Consider the following 17,936-nt stretch of genomic DNA (forward strand, 5'->3'; position numbering starts at 1 on the left):
GATTCCGGTCTCTTACCTGGGTTGCAGAGCCTCTAGCCGCGGTTGGAGGCGCCAATCGTCCCGCAGCGGGAGGACGGCGCCACACTGCGGCCATAGGCTCGATCACATCAAGAGCGCGGTCGGCCACGGCTTCTACGACCAACTCCAAGACCGGTTTTACCAGCGGTTCTTCCGCGCCTTCAGCGCGCCTTTTCCGCGCTTCCGACTCTCCAACGAACCCGAGGGGGACCCCCCATGTCCAAGCGCATTCTCTTCTCGTCACTCATCAGTGCCGCAGCCCTCGCCGGAGTGACCGCCTGCGGCTCCGCCCTGGCCTCGGGCCCGACTGAGCCGACCATGGAGAACAGCTCGGCCCGCTACGTGGCTCCGTCCGACGGCAACGCGGGCTCGTTCACCTACACCGTGGACGTCAGCGACGACTCGAACATCAGGGACCTCAAGGTCCTCGCCTGGCCCGCGAGTTCGAAGCTCGAGCCGACCGAGGCGGAGCTGCGCTCAGCGGAGAGCGCCAAGTGCCAGAGCTCCTCGGACGAGACGACCCACTGCACCTACACGCCCTACGCGCTGAAGGTCACGGAGCGGGAGGCGGCCGAACTGGCCAAAGGCACCTGGTACGTCTCGGCTCTGGCGGTGGCCGCGGACGGGAACTCGACGTTCGTGCCCCGCGCCGCCACCTTCGATGTCGCACACTGAGCCCTCGATCGAACGTCCGCACGACGCATGTGGCAGGGCGCGTGCCGGTCAGGTAGACGGACAAGACAGGGGACCTTTGACCGGGCAGCACTGACCCGCAGGGCTCCTTGACAGCGCGCCGCCGCCAACCAGCAGCCGCGCGGTGTGGCTCCGCCCGGACGACCGACAAATCCACTGAAGGACAGCCGAAGCGCCCGTGAGTCCTGGGGTCAGATCTCCGGGCGGAGCCACAACAATCATCACTGTCAGTCCTGTGGGGCGTCAGAAGCCTGCTGGGTGCTCCGGTAGCCGAATGATCCGCCGTTGCGCGGCGGCTTCACCGGGGCCGGGGGCACCACGAATACGGCCCCGACCACTTTCACCCTGAGCGGCGGGACCTGCACGACGGCCTGACCGCCAGACCCGGTTGACCGGGCCGGGCACCTCCGTCTGCCGGGACGAGCCCATGGCGGCTTTGCCATCTCTTTGCAACCCGCTTCGCAGCCGCCTCGTCTCTCCGCTCGATCCGTCAGTCAGTCCGCCGCGTACTTCAGGTACCGGGCGAACCGAAGAAGAGAGAGCGATCCGATGCGCCGAACTGTCCTCAGTGCCCTTCCACTTGTCTGCACCGCCGTACTGGCGAGCACCGCGCCCGCGTTCGCGGACGGGCCGTCGCCCATCCCGACCGCCACGGTCGCCCCGAGTCCGAGCGCTGAACCGACCCGAACGCCGACGCCCGCCCCCTCGGCTCCCGGTACCGAGCTGACCCGAGAGCCGGTCTCGGGCCAGGTCTCCGTGGTCCCGAGCGGCGCGCCCGACACCGGAGTGACGAAAGCGTCGTCGGAGTCCGGGACCAACGGCGCGTTGGTCGGCGGGGGCGCCGGCGCGGTGCTCGCCGCGGGCACGGCGTTCTACGTCGTACGGCGTCGGCGGGCTTCCGGGGCATGACCCCGCTTTCCAGGCGCGCGTTCACCACGGCGGCGCTGGGCTCCCTGCTCGTGGGATGCCGCGGTCACGGGAATGTTGGCGAGGACGCGACCGCAGGCTCCAGCGGTTCTCGACGGCATCGGCGCTCCGCGAACTCGGGCCAGTCCCTGCGGCCTTCGGTGCCGGTCGGGCTGCGCATCCCCGCCATCGACGTCGACACCCCGGTCATCCGGCTGGGTTTGGCGGCCGACGGCAGCGTGGAGGTGCCCCCGATCACGGCACACGACCGGGCGGGCTGGTACCGGCACTCGCCGACACCGGGGCAGATCGGTCCGTCGGTGATCCTCGGCCATGTCACCGTCGGCACGTTCGGGGACGGCGTCTTCCGCCACCTGTCCCGCCTGCACCAGGGCGACCGGATCGAGGCGCGTCTGGAGAACCGCACGGCGGCGGTGTTCGCCGTCAGCGCCGTACGGACGGTCGCCAAGGCGGACTTCCCGGCGCACGACGTCTATGGGGACGTGAACCAACCGGAGTTGCGGCTGATCACGTGCGGCGGCCCCCGCACCGGCAACGAGTACCGCGACAACGTCATCGTTTTCGCCGAACTCAGCGCCACGACCCCCTGACCCGCCCGTAGAAGGAATCCCGGGCCCGAGGAACGTACGCCGACGGCCCGGCACTCTCTTCTCCGACCGCCCCCACGACCCTGGAGAGCGTTGAAACGGTCCCGCGACAAGGCAGCGTCCGAGCTGTTCGCCGCCCTCTACCCGCGCCTCGCCGGCTGGTGCCGCCGCCTCGTCGACGACGACGAGACGGCTCACGAGATCGCCTCGGAAGCGTTCACCCGGCTTTGGGCCCGATGGACGAAGGTGGAGGAACCCCGCGGCTTCCTCTACGTCACCGCGGCCAACCTCGTCCGGGACCACTGGCGCAAGCTGGAGCGCGAGCGCAAGGCCATGCACCGCGTGACGACGGAGATCGCCGTCCGCCCCCACCCCGAACAGGCCGACCCGTCGGTACGCCTGCTGGTGCAGTCGCTGCCGGAACGACTCCGCATCCCGATCCTCCTTCACTACTACGCTGACATGCCGATCCGCGAGGTGTCCGTGCTGACCGGACGCAAGGAAGGAACCGTCAAGGCCGACCTCCACGCGGCCCGCGAACTGCTCCGCGTCCACCTGAGGAGAAGCCTTGACCGCACCCTTTGACGACCGCCCGGGTCACAGCCCCGACGACCCCCTCGCGGTAATCCTCCGGCCCACCTCCGACTATCTCGCTCCGCCCCCCGGCCGCTACAAGACCATCCGCCGCACCGCGACCCGCCGCCGAGTGCTCCGCGCAGCGGTCGGCGTCGGCCTGGCCTCCGCTGTCGCCGCCCTCATCGCCCTGCCGCTCCATCTGACAGCCCCCAGCACACCTACCTCGCCGACGGTCCCGCTGGCCCCGCCGCCTGCGAGCAGCCCGCCGCCGCCCGCGACCCCGCCGGCGTCCCCGAGCCCGTCCGTACCGGCACCCCCGGGGACCGACGAGTCCCGCAACCCGAGCAACTCGACGGTCCGCCCCACCCACGAACCTACGGCGGAACCGACCCCGTCACAGGAATACACATCGCCACCGACACCGACCTCGGCGCGAGTCGAGCCGTCAGCGAGCCAATAGGAGAACGCCGAGCCCTTGGCCTGTCGCTCGTCCCACGTGCCAGTCCCAAGAAGCCGTACGCGGCGTTGCCCTGCCTCAATTTCACAACGGCGTACCACCGCACCAGGCTCCGCAAGCACCCCGGGTTTCAGGTACCTCACCCCACTGGAAACCCGAGCCATGCTGCGGCACGACTTCGCCCCCGCAGCGTAGGTCAACGACCTCATCGCCAACACCCTCGGCGGAATGGCCGGTTACTGGCTGTCCCACGCGCCGGTATCCACACCCTCCGGTGACCGGGCTCACCACCAAGTGGCCGTGTGCGACAGGAAAACAACCCAAGGCACTTTGCGATCTCTTTGCAACCGGTCTCACTGCCCCACGTCTCTCTGTCCGGGGCCCGGGGCCCGGGGCACCGCAATCGCCCTATCCCGCACGTCACCGCCCGACCGGCCGACATCCCTCGTGATCCACCGCGCCCGGCGCCCGGGCGCACCCGCCATCACCTCACCCCGGAGAGAGCCGAACCGATGCACTCGATCAGCACGCCAGGCCGCCGTGCCGCCGGCCGTCGCACATCCGCCCCCCGCACACCCCGGTCCCGCACGTCGTCCCGCCTCCGCCGCGCGGCCGCGGTCCTCGGCCTGCACGCCGTCCTCGTGGGTCTCACCGTGGGCGTCCCCGTCGCCGCCGCCGAACCCAGCGCGGACCTCACCCCGCCCGTTGTCACCGCGGACGAGGTCATGCCGCACCTCGACGCCCTGCAACGAATCGCGGACCGCTCCGGGGGCAACCGTGCCCACGGAACCCGCGGCTATCGCGACTCGGTCGCCTATGTGAAGGCCGTACTGGACACGGCCGGCTTCCGCACCACACTGCACCGCTTTACGCACGACGGCACCACCGGCTACAACCTCATCGCGGACTGGCCCGGGGGCGATCCCGAGCGTGTGGTGCTCTCCGGAGCGCATCTCGACAGCGTGGAGTCCGGCCCCGGCATCAACGACAACGGCTCCGGCTCCGCTGCCCTGCTCGCCACCGCCCTCAAGGTGTCCAAGGCGGGCCTCACGCCCGTCCGCCATCTGCGTTTCGCCTGGTGGGGTGCTGAGGAGGCCGGCATGGTGGGATCACGTGCCTATGTGCGGGACCTGACCGCCGCCCACCGCGACCGGATCGACGTCTACCTGAACATGGACATGGCCGGCACGAAGGGCAACCGGCGGTGGCTCGTCGTCCGCGACGACCCGGCGGCGGCCGACGCGTTCGAGGGGTACTTCACGGCCCGGGACCTGACCACGATCGGAATCGGCATCGGCGGCAGCGACCACGTGTCGTTCGGCGACGCCGGCATCCCGGTGGGCGGCTTCTCCACGGGGATCGACGACTGCTACCACGCCGCGTGCGACCGCGTCGAGAACGTGGACCCGCAGACCGAGACCATCAGCACCAACGCCTTCATCAGCACCGTCTGGCAGCTCGCCGCACGCCGCTGACCCCGCCCGGCGCCTCGACACCTCCGCCCCGCACGCCCCGCACGCGCACGCCCCGCACGCCCCGCACGCCCCGCACGCCCCCGAGCGTCCCGAAGGAGCAGTTGCATGCCCACCCGCCGGAAACAGCACCGCCGCACCACCGCCCTGGCCACGGCCGTGGCCGTCGGCATCGTGCTCACCGCCCTGCCCGCCTCCGCCGACCCCGGCGGCCCGGGCGCCGGAGACCCGTACTACCCCGACGACGGCAACTCCGGCTATGACGCCACCCAGTACGACGTACACGTGAACTACGACCCGGCCCGCCCCCGACATCTGGAGGGCGACACCACGGTGCAGGCCGTCGCGAAGCAGGACCTGGACCGGTTCCACCTCGACCTGGACGGCTTCCAGGTCACCTCCGTCACGGTGAACGGCGTACCCGCCCGCGCCGTCTCCCGCGAGGGCGCGCACGAAATCGTCATCACCCCCGCCCGGCCGCTCGCGCAGAACGCGCGCTTCTCGGTACGCGTCCGCTACTCCGGCGAACCGGTCGGCGAGGGTTGGCACACCCTCGCCGACGGCGGCGCCAACGTGACGGGCGAGCCGCACTCCGCCACAGCCTGGTACCCGGCCAACGACCACCCTTCGGACAAGGCGACCTTCCGGCTCACGGCCACGGTCCCCGACGGCTGGACGGTGGTCGGCAACGGGAGGCCGGGCGCCACCACCACCGGCCGGGGCACGACCACGTTCCGCTGGTACGAGGACCGGCCAATGGCCACATTCCTCAGCACCATCGCCATCGACAAGTTCACGGTGCGCACCTCGGAACTCTCCGACGGCACCCCCGTCATCCACGCCTACAGCCCCGGGGCCACCGTCGACCCAGGGACGGAGGCACTGCTGCCGGAGGTCATCGACTTCCTGGCCTCGAAGTTCGGCCCATACCCCTTCTCCTCGGCCGGCGGGATCGTCATCGCCGGCGACGACGGCAGCGGTCCCCTCGCCCTGGAGACACAGAGCCGCCCGACGTATCACAGGAAATTCTTCGAGGTCTCCATGGTCCACGAGAACGCACACCAGTGGTTCGGCAACAGCGTCTCCCTCTCCGACTGGCGCGACGGTTGCCTGGCCGAGTGCTTCGCCCAGTACGCCGTCCAGCTGTGGTACGAGAAATTTGGAGACGACCTGGACAACGGCTTCTACCGCGCCATGGTCGAGCAGAGCACAGCCGACCCCGCCTTCTGGACGACGAAGCTGTACGACCCCGGCCAGGGCCGCGAACTGGACGGCGCCCTCTACGACAAGGGCTCCATGATGGTGCACGCCCTGCGCCGCACGGTCGGCGACCCGGCGTTCTTCGCCACCCTCAATCGGTGGTCGCGCGAACACCGCTACGGCAACGCGTCCTGGCCGCAGTTCGAGGCGCTCGCCGAGGAAGTCTCCGGCAAGGACCTCACGGGCTTCTTCGATGCATGGGCCCACAGCACCACCGCCCCGGAGAAGAAGTACCTCTTCCCAGGCTCCCTCGCCCCGCTCGACCCGGTTCATCAGCCGTGACCGGCCGGCGATCAGGCGATCGACGATGAGGCCGGTTTCTTGTCCGGCATCCGACTGCTGACCACAGTGAACGGGGCCCAGCGGGTATCTCGGCGGCGGCGCAGAAGGCGTCGGCAAGGCACGCGTCAGTCCTCCCTACCTTGTTGATCTGGATGAGCGAGCCATTCGTAGGGTCCTCCCTTCTTGCTCGGGTTGATCAAGGCCACTTGTAGGGTCTGGAGGCCCAGAGACACCGGGTATGACTTTTGTAGGGTCGCCCTTGATGGCTCCCCCAACCTGGCCGCCCGGTGTCTCACGACGGCCTGACCGCTGATGAGGAGCCGCGAGTACCGCGTCGTACATCGCTGAGTAGGACATGGCCTTCAACCGTGCCTCGGCCGGCTACCGAGGCACGGGGAAAACCGATGCCAAGGACGCCACCGTTGTCGCGGATCAGGCCCGGATGCGACGGGACTTGACGGATCTGCGGCCGGACGACGAGCACGCCGTCGAGCTGCGGGTCCGTACCGGCCTCCGGTCCAATCTGGTGGCCGACCGCACCCGGACTCTCAACCGCCTGCGCACTTCGCTGACCAGCATCTTCCCAGCCCTGGAACGGGCCTTGGAACTGAGCAACCTCGGGCCGCTGGTGCTGCTGACGGGGTACCAGACACCCGCTGCACTGCGTCGCGTCGGCACCCGGCGACTGACCACCTGGCTGGGCAACAGCAAGGTCCGAGGCGTCCGGGCCCTGGCCGAAGCCGCCATCGACGCCGCCGAACGCCAGCACACGGCCCTGCCCGGCGAGCTCTGTGTGAAACGGGGACCCGCGGACTGCCGGTCTCGACGCCAGAGCCCTCCAGCAGCCGAGAGTCGGCTCGGGCGGGCCACCCGCTGCGACAAGACGCCCCATGTCGCCGAATCTCGAAGCTGGTGTTTGGTGGTCCTGTTGGCGTCACCTGGGCCGCTAGGGGCCGGTTGCCGTGCTTCGTGGTGATGCCGGGCACTCGCCCAGGTCCGTCCACCCGTCCTTTTGCTCGGCGAATTCCTGTCCCCATCGGGGCAACGGCTCATCCGGCACCACCAGATCATGACCGAGTTTCTGTCCTTCGTATGTCTCGAATGCACCGTCACCGGTCGTCTGGTGAATCAGCAGCCGTGCGGAGGCGTGGTTGGCGCCGGCGCCGTACCGGTTGCCCGCCACCGCACGCAAACCGTCGATGTAGTAGCCGTGACTCATCCGGATCGAACCCCGGCTCTTGCCCTTGAGGTCACGGCCCAGCGGCCCCCAGCGCACTTCGTGCATACTCATCGAGTCGACTGGATCGTCGCCCTTGTCTCGTGCGGTATACGTGACAGCCATGTCCACGCGGGCGTCGTTGTCGAAATCTCCGAACGCCGCCCGGAATCCCTCCTCGGGCGACGCATGGGCCTTCCTGCGCCCCGCCGCCGTGGTGACGATCGACCACACGGAGTGCCGGACCTGCTTGTTGCCCGGTCCCTCGAACGTGACGACCGTGCGCCCGTCACGGTCCTTGCTGTCGTGCACCTCGTCCACCATGCCGTCGCCGTCCACGTCTGCATACAGCGTCCGCCCGTCCGACGAGGCGCAGATCGGCTGTTCCTTGCCCGGGTTACGCACGTGGGGGTCGGCACTCAGCTCCTGGCTGGTCGGCCACGCGTACCAGCCCACCCCCACCGCTACGATCACGGCGATTGAACAGCTCACCAGCCATCTGCGACGCCGCGCCGCATCGGCGCTGGGCGCGTCTACGAAGGTGCTCTTGCGCTCGGATATGTCGTCACCACGCATTTGAGGACCCTAGACGACCCGAGACGAATAGTTCCAATGTGGCTCAGTGATCGTAGGCGATCGTTGACCTTGTTATGGGTGGCCGTGTGCCCGATCGCGCAGGTCATCGCCAGGATCCGCTCGGCCACTCGGACGCCGATGCCTTCGATGGTGCGGCCGCCGTGTTGTTCGAGGTCGAGCTGACCCCTGACCGACTCGATCAGCTGGCGGACCGTTTTGAGCAGGGTCCCCCCGGGGCAGGGGGTGCCGCGGTTGCGGTAAGAGGGCCGCAGCAGGCTGGTGCCGTGGGCGACGAGGAAGCGGTCGAGGTCGGCCGCGATGTGGCCCTTGTCGGCCAGGATCAGCAGGGCCTGGCCCATCGTCCGCCAGGTTCCGCAATCGGAATTATTCCCCTGCCCTCAAGAAGCGCACTGGACCTCGTCGTCGGTGTCCTCGACGGCTTGGGGCGCGCAGTGAGCGCAGGCTCTGGCAGGGCCGCTGGTGGTGAGGTTGAGCAGGTAGCGGCCCAGGAAGTCTCGTAAGAGATCCGTGTCAGGAGGTCTCGGACCCTGCCGAGCCGTCCGGCCCGGAAGTCGTCGAGCATCTGCAGGAGTTCGCCGCAGGTGTTCATGGCGAAGGGACCGTTCCAGGCGACGGGCTGCCGCATCTGCAGGCCGCTGACAATCACATCCCGGATGGCGTCGTGCGCCGCCCGGGTGGATTCGGTGCGGCGCTGGGCCGGGTGCCGGGCCCGTGGGGGACGGGGTCCGGCACCCGGGAAGCTCCCGCGGCGGCGTTACGGGGGGAGTGCCCCGCGGGAGCGGCTCGGCGGTGGACGGGTCAGTCGCTCTTGGAGTCAGCGGCGGACGGCTTGCCCACCGGCGTGGCGAACGGCATGTCCAGCGCCCGTGGACCTCGTAGAGGTGTACCGAAAACCGAGGCGGCGCCGGAGTTCGAGGTTCTCGCTCTGGACGACACCGAATGAGCAGGCCGCCTCACCGACGAAAACCGCCGCGCGCTCATCCCACTGTTCTGGACGCGCCTTCGGCCCTACAGCGAGATGAGGCTGAACATGAGTAGTCGCCTCCGATTCTCCGCCCGGCGGCAGGCAACTGCCGTTGCCTGAACCGGCTCAGCCCACCTCGCGCCGGCGAAGTGCGGCCAGGTCACGCTTTTACGGGTTCCTTCCTGATCAGGCTCTCGGCGGTTGCGAGGATGGCGGCCTCGGGACTGTTGCGGGGCTGCCATCCCAGCACGTGGTGGGCTTTTGCGCTGGTCGTCTTCCTGGCGAAGCCGAGGTCGGGGACGAGCGTACGGAGCTCCTTGTTGAAGAGGGAAACCATGCGGATCACGGCGCTGGGGATGGACCGGGCGGGTACGTGCTTGGCTGCGTCTCCGAGGTTGGCTGTGAGGATGGCACCGATCTGTTTCATCGAGATCGCTGGTTCGCCGGCGGTGAGGAAGCGCTGACCGGCAGCTTCAGGGGTGGTCATGGCCAGCAGGTGCGCGCTTGCCACATCGCGTACGTCGACGATCGGGATCCACAGATCGGGATAGCCGGGCATCGCCCCCTCGAGGATGCGCTGGATGAGGTGGTTCGATCCGGAGATTGCCTGGCCCATCACGGGTCCCATGACGGCGACGGGAAGGATCGTGGCGAGTTCCGTCGAACCGCCCTCGGCGTCGATGAAATCCCACGCGGCGCGCTCGGAGAGCGTCTTGCTCTTGGTGTACGCGGTGGCGCCTGGCCCGTCGAGGACGCTCCAGTCCTCCTCGGTGAACTGGTGGTCGGTGCGCGGGTATCCGTAGGCGACCGCATGGAAGGCAGAGGTGAGGACAACTCGTTTGACACCGGCATCGCGTGCTGCACGCAGCACACGCAGAGTGCCCTCACGCGCCGGAACGATGACATCGTCCTCGTTTTCGACATGCTCCACGTGCACGGGAGAGGCCACATGCAGCACAAAGTCGCACCCGGCGACGGCATCGGCCCACCCTGCGTCACTCATGAGGTCCGCCGACACGAAACTCAACGCGCCGCCGTTCACCATCCCGGCGTCGCTGAGCTGCGCCCGGACCTCGGACTCGCGCCCGAGGCTGCGCACAGTCGTGCGCACCGGGTATCCCTGCTCCAGCAGTTGGAGAATGCAGTGTCCGGCGATGAAGCCGGACCCGCCGGTGACCAGGACGCGAGGCTGCGATGCGGTCATGCCTGCACCCCTGAGGGCGGTGTGGTGGTCATCTGTCTTCCTTCCTTGCTCGCCCAGCTCCCTGGGCCATTGACAACGGTTCGGGCCTTCAATCGGCCCGGACCGGAGCTCGCCCGCTGGAGGGCCGGGCGGCTCCGGGCCTTACCACGCCGGCACGGCCGCCGGTTCGGTGCTGCGGACGTGCTGGGTAAGAAAGAGGGCTGCGCGCTCCAGTGCCTCGTCTGCCTCGTCGAGAACGCCGGCGAAGGACTGGAAGACGTGGGGCACGTCGGCGGTGATGTCGAGGATCACACTCACGCCGGCGGCGCGGGCGCGGGCGGCCATGCGGGTCGAGTCGTCCAGGAGGACCTCGTTCGTGCCCGCTTGGAGGAGCATCGGTGGGAAGCCGGTCGGGTCGGCGGACAGGGCCGGGCTCACCAGCGGCTGGCGTGGGTCCTGACCCGCGAGGTACAGGGGCGCGATGGTTTCCTTGAGATAATCGCGGGTGAAGATCGGGTCGATACCCGCCTTGGTGTCCATGCTCTCGCCCGACCCGGTGGCGTCCAGGGAGGGCGAGAAGGCCACGATCGCGGCGGGCAGCGGGAGCCCTGTGTCGCGGGCGGCGAGGCAGGTGGTGACGGTGAGGGCGCCGCCGGCGGAGTCCCCGGCGAACGCGATGGCCGAAGGGTCCTGTCCGCTGTCGAGGAGGGCGCGGTAGGCGCTCAGCGCGTCGTCGATCGCGGCCGGGAACGGGTGCTCGGGGGCAAGCCGGTAGTCCAGCGAGTACGACGTGAACCCGGTTTTGGCCACGAGGTGTCCGGTCATCGACAGCGCGGTCTGAGGGGAGCCTGCCACCCAGCCGCCGCCGTGGAAGTACAGGATCGTCCCGCGGCGCGGGTGGTTGTCGCGGTGCTGGTCCGGGGCGACGTGCAGTGCGGGTCGGCCTGCGAGCGTCGTCCGCGTGGTGCGGATGCCGCCCGGCACGATCATCTGTGCCATCGTCGACCTGAATCGGTCTCTGAACGCCTCGACCGACTGCGGGCCCCCGCGGCGGGGCCGCCTCAGCATCGCGTCGACCCGAACGCGCTGTTCCCTGCTCATGCGGATCGGCCCTTTCGGCCGCCGGTCGTGGTGGCCGGGGTGCGGCATGCGTGGAGCCAGGTCATTTCTTCCCGGTACTGGGCCTGGACGGCCTCGGGCCGGTCGTCGCCGAGGTGGTCGTCGCCGACCTGGTAGCCCTTGCGGTTCAGGTCCCAGGCCAGGCACCGGTAGGAGGGTCGGTAAGTGGCCAGGGCCTGCGGGTCGATGTCCAGGCGGGTGTGGGGCAGGGCCGGGGTGAGGGAGTCCTTCTCGTAGACCGACGTGATCCGCACGATGCGCCACACCCCGTCAGTGCCGTACTGGGCGCGGTACTGCGAGCGGCAGGCGGAAGCAATGTCGGCCTCGACCCCGTCGACGTCGATACGCCGCTCGATGACCAGCGGCAGCTCCACCAGCGCGCGGTCCTGATGGATGCGCACGGTCGGCGGGCCCAGGCGGTGGACCGCAAGGTCGCCGCGGTCGGCCATGTCTCGGGTCGCCCGGACGAAGCCGGCGCCGCTGCCGGAGAACCAGCTCATCTTTACGACCGAGTCCTCGGCGAAGCAGGCCGCCATCTCCTCGTACCAGCCGCGATCCCGGCTCTGCCGCTCACGCAGCACCAGCTGCGCGACGTCTTCTGCGCTCATGACGGGCCTTTTGTCCTTTGTCGACGTGTGAGGTGAAGAGGAATGTCAGGGGTTGAGCCGACCCAAGAGGCCGGGCAGCCCGCGGGCACCGGTGAGTCCCCGTGCGGTGACAGGGGCGCAGTCGATGCCCGCCTCACCCATGGCCTGATCGAACAGCTCCATGTCCAGCGCCTCGACGGCGGAGAGGTGCTGGACGGTGTCCGGGGTGACCATGGTGTTCAGCAGGGTCAGGGCGGCGCTGGAGGCGCTGCCCAGTTTCAGCACCTCGACCAGCTGGGGCACGTTCAGCTTCAGCTGGGTGGCCAGGTCGACGATGTCCCCGATGGCGGCCTGGTTCAGCATCAGCAGCGCGTTGTTGAACAGCTTCGCCGTCTGCCCGGCCCCTGCGGCACCGAGGTGGACAACGTGGCGGGAGAAGGAGGTGAAGACCTTCTCGCACCGCTCGGCCACCGGCTGCGGTCCGCCGACCATGGTGGTCAGCCGGTGCTCTTCAGCAGCTGGCCGGCCGCCGCTGACCGGGGCGTCCAGGACCTCGACGCCAGCCGTGCCGCACATCTCGGTGAGCTGCACGGCGACGCTGGGCAGACCCGTGCCGTGATTGACGACGACCGCCCCCGGACGCAGCCCGTCCAGCAACTGCTCGGCCACCCGCAGAACGTCATCGTCCGTGCCGACGCACAGCGCGACGATGTCGCTCGCGGCGGCCAGGTCCTTGATGTCGTTGTGGCGGACGTGCGGCACACCGCTCAGCCCATCCAGGGAAACGGGCCGCCGGGCCCAGGTGTGCAGGGGGAAACCGGCTTCGGCGATGGCCCTCGCCATCGGCAGGCCCAGGTCGCCCAGTCCGATCCAGCCCACCGCGGGGGCGGCAGATGTTCCTCTCGCTGTCATGCCCTCCACGATGGGCAAAGAACACAGGAACAGGCAGTAGACCCGTCTTCATAGGACTGCCAGTACCAGGCGCGCCTTGCAGCACGTAAGCCAGACTGTCCGGTATGGCAACGACAGAACTCGGCGCAGCCCTGCGGCGCTGGCGTGATCAGGTCTCGCCCGAGACGGCGGGCCTTCCGGCAGGCGGCCACCGGCGCGCCGCGGGGTTGCGGCGCGAAGAGCTGGCCCAGCTGGCCGGTATCTCCGTCGACTACGTCACCCGTCTCGAACAGGGCCGGGCCACCAGCCCCTCCGCGCAGGTCGTCGAAGCCCTCGCCCGGGCCCTGCGGCTCACCAGCGGCGGGCGCGCCCATCTCTTCCAGCTCGCCGGTCTCGCTCCCCCGGGCCCGGAGAAGGTCCCGGCGTACATCACGCCCAGCGTCCAGCGGATGCTGGACCGGCTCACCGGCACACCCGTCGTGGTCTTCGACGCCGCATGGACCCAGCTGCTCGCCAACCCGCTGTACACGGCGCTGATGGGGGAATGGCACGGCAACGACCTCAACGCCGTGTGGCGCAATTTCCTCGGCACCGGCACTCGCGTACGTCACACCCCCGAATCCCGGGGCGCACTACGTGCCGCGCAGGTCGCCGACCTGCGCCGAACAACAGGCCGATACCCGGCCGATCAGCGACTGCAACACCTCATCTCCCAACTGCGCCTCAAAAGCGCCGAGTTCGACGATCTCTGGGAATCCGGTGCCGTCGGCCAGCACCAGTCGGCCCGCAAGACCATCGACCACCCCCACGTCGGCGCTCTCACGCTGGACTGCGACGTACTCTTCGTCGCCGGCAACGACCTGCGCATCATGATCTACACAGCCGAACCCGGCAGCCAGGACGCCGAACGCCTCGCGCTCCTCGCCGTCATAGGAACCCAGGCACTCACCGGATAGCCGACAATCCGTCGGCCCATACTCGTGCTCCCGACCTTCGTCACGCTCGCGCCGAAAGATCCGCGTGGTCCACCGCAACGCACCGTTCCTAGAGACTGAGCGGGCCTGAGTCCTGCTTCCAGGACCCGTGCTCAGCCGTGTGCCCCGAACGGTGTTGGGCACACTGGTTCCCCGTTTCGGGTAGCCACAAGCGAGGGGGAGGCTGGACGGGTGAACGCGAGTGAACGCGAGTGAACGCACGAGACGTAGGCCGCGTCACTTCCCGGCAAGGCAGGGGTCTGCAGACCAGCGGTCCGTAGCCGAGCCGAACAGGCCGCCCGCGACACCGCGAGCGGCCTGCTGCTCAGGTTCGATCTACTGACTGTCCGTCAGCTCTCCTCGCCCGTACGGCGCCTGCGCGCGAAGTAGATCGCGGTGGTGCCGACCGCCACGACCGCGAGACCGGCACCCGCAAGGACGGGAGTGCTGCTCGACGCGCCGGTCTCGGCGAGATCTCCGTTCGTGGTCGGGTCGTTCGCCCCCGTGTCCGTGCCGGGCTCGGACGTGGCCGACTCGCTGGGGCTCGGGGACTCACCCGCACCGGGTATGGCCGACTCACTGGGGGACGGGGACTCCCCCGTACCGGGCGCATCGTTGTCGGCGAGCTCCGCCGCGAAGGCGCCTGCGATCACATTGTGGCCGTCGGCGTTGGGGTGCGGGTCCTTCTTCGTGCACGCCCAGGTCAGCTGGCAGATCTTGGCCACGTTCACCGGCACCTCGCCCGCCCCGGGCACGTTCACCTGGGTGGTGAAGTCGTCCGAGGAGAACGCCCCGGCCACGTCCGCCACCTTGAAGCCGGTGGACTGGTACACCTGGGTGATCCCCGTATTGGCGGCCTTGACCAGGGGTGCCGACTCCTTGGCGGCCTGCTGCCCCGGGGCGCCCTGCAGCCAGGCCCCCAGGAACGGGTTGTGGTACGTCGAGCCCACGAACTGTGTGTTGTTCGCGCCCGCCTTGCGGAGCGCGCCCGCGATCTGGGCGAGGTTCTTTGCCATGGTCTGGCTCGCGCTGTTCAGGCACGCCCCGTCGAGGGTGCCGGCCGGGCTGACGCAGTTGAGGAGGATGTCGTTCGCGCCCACGCTGAGGGTCACGTAGGCGACCTTGCCCTGGTGCTGGGCCATGGCCTGCAGGGCGGCGTCCAGTTGGGACTTGGCGTTCGGGTAGTCGCACTTTCCGCCGCTGATCAGAGACTCGGTGGTCTCAGCGGTGCAGCCGAGGCGTATGTGCTTCAGCCCGGGGGTGCGCTGCTTGAGCTGCGCGTAGAGCTGGTCGGTGTAGGCGACGTCGGTGTCCTTGTCGACGTCCGGCTGGTAGCCGGTGGCCAGGGAGTCACCGAGCGAGATGTAGTACGTGGTGTCCTTGGCGCCGGTCGGCTGGTCGGCGGTGGCCAGTCCGGGCGTAGTCAGCACGACCGTCATGGCAGAGATGGCCAGTGGAGGGCCGAATCGCTGAAGGGATCTCATCACTTGCGTGCGCTTTCCAGTGTGTTGGGGGTTTGGATACCGAAAGGCATTGGCGTGAAGCGTGGCTGGAAACAGCGAAACTCAGCCGCAACTGTTTTCAGGCACCCAAAGAAGGCCTTGATGAAGGCATAAGGGAAAATTCCGCCTCCGTGAGCTGCGGAACCTGCCCGACTTCGTCTCGGAGGTGCAGGCATCAATCTAGCAAGGCTGACACCGACTTGGACATAGGAAGCCGACTACGTAACGATCTCCACGACACGTGTAATCATCAGAAAGGCTCGAGCGGGCGGGAGTTGGTCACCAGACTCACCGGTAACCACTCGTTGAGTGATCAACTAGACGGTGAATCTCCTCGCGGGCAGCCCGCCCACCTGCACGAACTGAACCGCTCCGGGACGAGTAGAGGCTCTAGGAGTTGGGTCCGGCTACCGGTTGGGGCTGACGTTGAGCGTAGTAGTCGACCTCGCGTTCGGCGGACGGAACGGCACCGATCGGTGGAATACAGATTCTGGAGGTTAAACCGATCCACCCATTCCGCGGAGCTGGACAGCACACGGCAGATCGGCTCGACTCCGAACACCTTCTTGAACTCGTCGATGAACGCTATGAGCGTTTTGACGGCCGGTCGAGCTCGGTCGCGAGCAAGGCCGACGCCGCCTTCAAAAGACCGCACGGCTGCCGTCAGACGTGGAGCTGCGGCGACAGTGCCAACCAGTACTGGTCCGCCTACACCGACGGCACTCTGCGCTCCCTGGGCAAGTGCCTCGACGCGGCCGGCTGGGGCACCGCCAACGGCACCGAGGTGCAGATCTGGGCCTGCCACGGTGGCCCCAACCAGGTCTGGCAGCCCTACAACGGCGGCTACCGCAACCCCGCCTCCGGCCGCTGCCTCGATGTTCCGGGCTCCTCCACGACCGACGGCACACAGCTCGTGCTGTGGGACTGCAACGGCGGCGCCAACCAGAAGTGGACCACTCTGACCGCCGGATGACACCGGCTCCCGGGATCTGGGCCCTCTCCGGGCTCAGATCCCGGGAGAACATCGGTGGCAGGCACCTGTGGGGCTGCAACGCCCCGATGCTCAAACCGGGTTGGCGGCACAGGTCAGGCCCAGGGGCTGACCACCGTGAAGGAGCTGTCGGCGCGGAACGTGTCGGTGTTCTGGTAGGGGTCCACGCGCAGTGCGTAGTTGTAGTGGCGGATATAGCGGCCGGGGTAGTTGTACGACTCCAGGCGGACGGAACCGGAGGCTGCGCCCGGGCGGGCGCAGTAGGTGGCGTCCTTCTTGAAGGTGTCGGTGCCGTTGCTGCTGTCGAAGCGGATCCGGAAGTCCCAGTGGCGCATATAGCGGCCGGAGGAGTCGCGGAAGGAGTAGCAGTTGGCGTCGGCGAGGCCGGGTACGACGGTGAAGGTGGCGCTCTGCTTGACGGCGGTGCTGCTGGAGGTGCTCACCGGGTCGATGTAGCCGAGGCTGTCGGAGCGCACCACGGCGTACCGGTCGGGGTAGTTGACCGACCGCAGTGACCTGGTGGTGCCGGTGGGCAGGGTGACACCGCCGGGGACCGTCTCCTTCAGCACGGTGGCGTGGCGGATGAAGCCGGACAGCCCGGGCACCTCGGTGGGCGTGGACCAGGTGGCGAAGTTGTCGTAGCTGTCGCTGTACCAGTACTTCCCGGCACGGTAGCCGTCGTAGTAGATACGCCAGCCGCCGTTGTCGAGCTGGACCAGGGCCGGGCCCTCGACCCAGCTGCCGAATCCGGCCCAGTCGCCCGTCTTCCGCAGGGTGTAGGGGCCGGTGAGGCTGGAGGCCGTGGCGTATTCGATGTACTTCGTCGTCTCGTTCTTGGTGAACGCGTGGTAGGTGGAGCCGACCTTGACGATGAAGGTGTCGATGTAGTTCGGGCCGATACCGGACAGCTGGGTGGGCGCGGACCAAGTGGTCAGCGCGGAGTTGGTCGCCGTGATCTTGTAGGGGGTGAAGGCGGTGGCGGTGCTCGCCGTCGTCAGGGACACGATGATGTTGACGCTGCCGTCGGTGTCGATGAACCACTCGGGCGCCCAGGTGCGGGTCAGCCCGCTGATCGGGATCGTGTAGTTGTACAGGAACGTCCAGTTCACCCGGTCGGCGCTGCGGGCGAAGCCGATCGTGTTCCCGGTCCAGTTGGTGGTGTAAGTGAGGTAGTAGAAGCCGTCGGTGTGCTTGAAGATGCTGGGGTCCCGGATCAGACCGGACGGCGGGGTGTAGGCGGGGCCCTTCTGCAGCGTGAATCCGGTGGCGTCCGGCGAGTCGTACACGTACAGGTTCGACTCACTGCTGTTGGTGAACGCGGTCATCGTGTACCGCGTGGCCTGCCCGGCCGGCGGGGCGGCGGCGGAGGCGGTGCTCTGAAAGAGGGCGCCACCCAGCAGGACCAGCAGCAGCGGGCCCAGCAGGGCGAGCAGCGTTCTTACGGCTCTGTTCAACTCTTCCTCCCGGCCCGGCCAGTCCGCTCGGCCGATCGCCGTGACAAGGGATGCGATTGTTCGAAATGCCGACCAGCGTGCGGAACTTCGAGCAGAAGATAGGTTAGAGCCGTGGCTCCGTCAATGTTTCCGACGAGTTCCGTTCCGGCGCATTTCGCGCCGCCCGGATAACGAAGAAGCCGTACT

14 protein-coding genes and 4 pseudogenes are annotated in these 17,936 nt (G+C 68.5%); 9 read left to right on the forward strand and 9 right to left on the reverse strand.

Annotated features, from left to right (window positions below):
* Positions 1–234: 234 nt before the first annotated feature.
* The 7 genes and pseudogenes from ABZO29_RS01700 to ABZO29_RS01730 all read left to right on the forward strand — a co-directional run.
* Positions 235–693 carry a DUF5707 domain-containing protein gene (locus ABZO29_RS01700; protein WP_367318331.1) on the forward strand — a complete coding sequence of 153 codons (459 nt, stop codon included), beginning with the start codon at positions 235–237 and terminating at the stop codon, positions 691–693.
* 567 nt (positions 694–1,260) lie between these two features.
* On the forward strand, positions 1,261–1,620 hold the full coding sequence (locus ABZO29_RS01705) for a sortase-dependent protein (protein ID WP_367318332.1): 360 nt from the start codon (positions 1,261–1,263) through the stop codon (positions 1,618–1,620).
* Entirely contained in the window at positions 1,617–2,228 is a 612-nt protein-coding gene (locus tag ABZO29_RS01710) for a class F sortase (RefSeq protein ID WP_367318333.1), read from the forward strand. The genes ABZO29_RS01705 and ABZO29_RS01710 overlap by 4 nt, the downstream gene beginning before the upstream one ends.
* A 90-nt stretch (positions 2,229–2,318) precedes the next feature.
* A complete protein-coding gene (locus ABZO29_RS01715) occupies positions 2,319–2,810 on the forward strand; it encodes an RNA polymerase sigma factor (protein ID WP_367318334.1) in 492 nt (163 codons plus the stop codon).
* Positions 2,811–3,770: 960 nt separating this feature from the next.
* The gene (locus tag ABZO29_RS01720) at positions 3,771–4,733 is read left to right on the forward strand and encodes a M20/M25/M40 family metallo-hydrolase (RefSeq protein WP_367318335.1); all 963 of its coding nucleotides are present in this window, start codon (positions 3,771–3,773) and stop codon (positions 4,731–4,733) included.
* A 105-nt stretch (positions 4,734–4,838) separates the two neighbouring features.
* Positions 4,839–6,272, forward strand: coding sequence for a M1 family metallopeptidase (locus ABZO29_RS01725; protein WP_367318336.1), 1,434 nt, complete (start codon positions 4,839–4,841; stop codon positions 6,270–6,272).
* 364 nt (positions 6,273–6,636) lie between these two features.
* Positions 6,637–7,059: pseudogene (locus ABZO29_RS01730) on the forward strand (transposase); the annotation flags it as partial.
* A gap of 159 nt (positions 7,060–7,218) precedes the next feature.
* Here the strand turns inward: ABZO29_RS01730 and ABZO29_RS01735 are convergent.
* From ABZO29_RS01735 to ABZO29_RS01765, 7 genes and pseudogenes are all read right to left on the reverse strand, one after another.
* The gene (locus ABZO29_RS01735; protein ID WP_367318337.1) at positions 7,219–8,064 is read right to left on the reverse strand and encodes a hypothetical protein; all 846 of its coding nucleotides are present in this window, start codon (positions 8,062–8,064) and stop codon (positions 7,219–7,221) included.
* 104 nt (positions 8,065–8,168) lie between these two features.
* Positions 8,169–8,276, reverse strand: a pseudogene (locus tag ABZO29_RS01740) (IS982 family transposase); the annotation flags it as partial.
* Positions 8,277–8,404: 128 nt separating this feature from the next.
* Positions 8,405–8,755: pseudogene (locus ABZO29_RS01745) on the reverse strand (pirin-like C-terminal cupin domain-containing protein); the annotation flags it as partial.
* A gap of 454 nt (positions 8,756–9,209) precedes the next feature.
* Positions 9,210–10,253 (reverse strand): SDR family oxidoreductase, encoded by a 1,044-nt coding sequence (locus ABZO29_RS01750; RefSeq protein ID WP_367318338.1) that lies wholly within the window; start codon positions 10,251–10,253, stop codon positions 9,210–9,212.
* Between the two features lie 141 nt (positions 10,254–10,394).
* Positions 10,395–11,231: an alpha/beta hydrolase gene (locus ABZO29_RS01755; RefSeq protein WP_367318339.1), complete on the reverse strand. Its 837-nt coding sequence runs from the start codon at positions 11,229–11,231 to the stop codon at positions 10,395–10,397.
* Positions 11,232–11,329: 98 nt separating this feature from the next.
* On the reverse strand, positions 11,330–11,959 hold the full coding sequence (locus ABZO29_RS01760; RefSeq protein WP_367318340.1) for a nuclear transport factor 2 family protein: 630 nt from the start codon (positions 11,957–11,959) through the stop codon (positions 11,330–11,332).
* A 45-nt stretch (positions 11,960–12,004) separates the two neighbouring features.
* Positions 12,005–12,850, reverse strand: coding sequence for an NAD(P)-dependent oxidoreductase (locus ABZO29_RS01765; protein ID WP_367318341.1), 846 nt, complete (start codon positions 12,848–12,850; stop codon positions 12,005–12,007).
* A gap of 104 nt (positions 12,851–12,954) precedes the next feature.
* Between ABZO29_RS01765 and ABZO29_RS01770 the strand changes: the two genes are divergently transcribed.
* A complete protein-coding gene (locus tag ABZO29_RS01770; RefSeq protein WP_367318342.1) occupies positions 12,955–13,785 on the forward strand; it encodes a helix-turn-helix transcriptional regulator in 831 nt (276 codons plus the stop codon).
* A 368-nt stretch (positions 13,786–14,153) separates the two neighbouring features.
* Here ABZO29_RS01770 and ABZO29_RS01775 read toward each other — a convergent pair whose 3' ends face one another.
* Positions 14,154–15,242, reverse strand: a complete 1,089-nt coding sequence (locus ABZO29_RS01775; RefSeq protein ID WP_367318343.1) for a GDSL-type esterase/lipase family protein — start codon at positions 15,240–15,242, stop codon at positions 14,154–14,156.
* Between the two features lie 727 nt (positions 15,243–15,969).
* Here ABZO29_RS01775 and ABZO29_RS01780 point away from each other — a divergent pair.
* Positions 15,970–16,278, forward strand: a pseudogene (locus ABZO29_RS01780) (ricin-type beta-trefoil lectin domain protein); the annotation flags it as partial.
* Between the two features lie 113 nt (positions 16,279–16,391).
* On the opposite strand, the gene ABZO29_RS01785 reads toward ABZO29_RS01780, so the two are convergent.
* Positions 16,392–17,705, reverse strand: coding sequence for a glycoside hydrolase family 43 protein (locus ABZO29_RS01785; protein WP_367326025.1), 1,314 nt, complete (start codon positions 17,703–17,705; stop codon positions 16,392–16,394).
* Between the last annotated feature and the right edge of the window lie 231 nt (positions 17,706–17,936).

Source organism: Streptomyces sp. HUAS ZL42, assembly GCF_040782645.1.
In the GTDB taxonomy this organism is placed as follows: Bacteria; Actinomycetota; Actinomycetes; order Streptomycetales; family Streptomycetaceae; genus Streptomyces.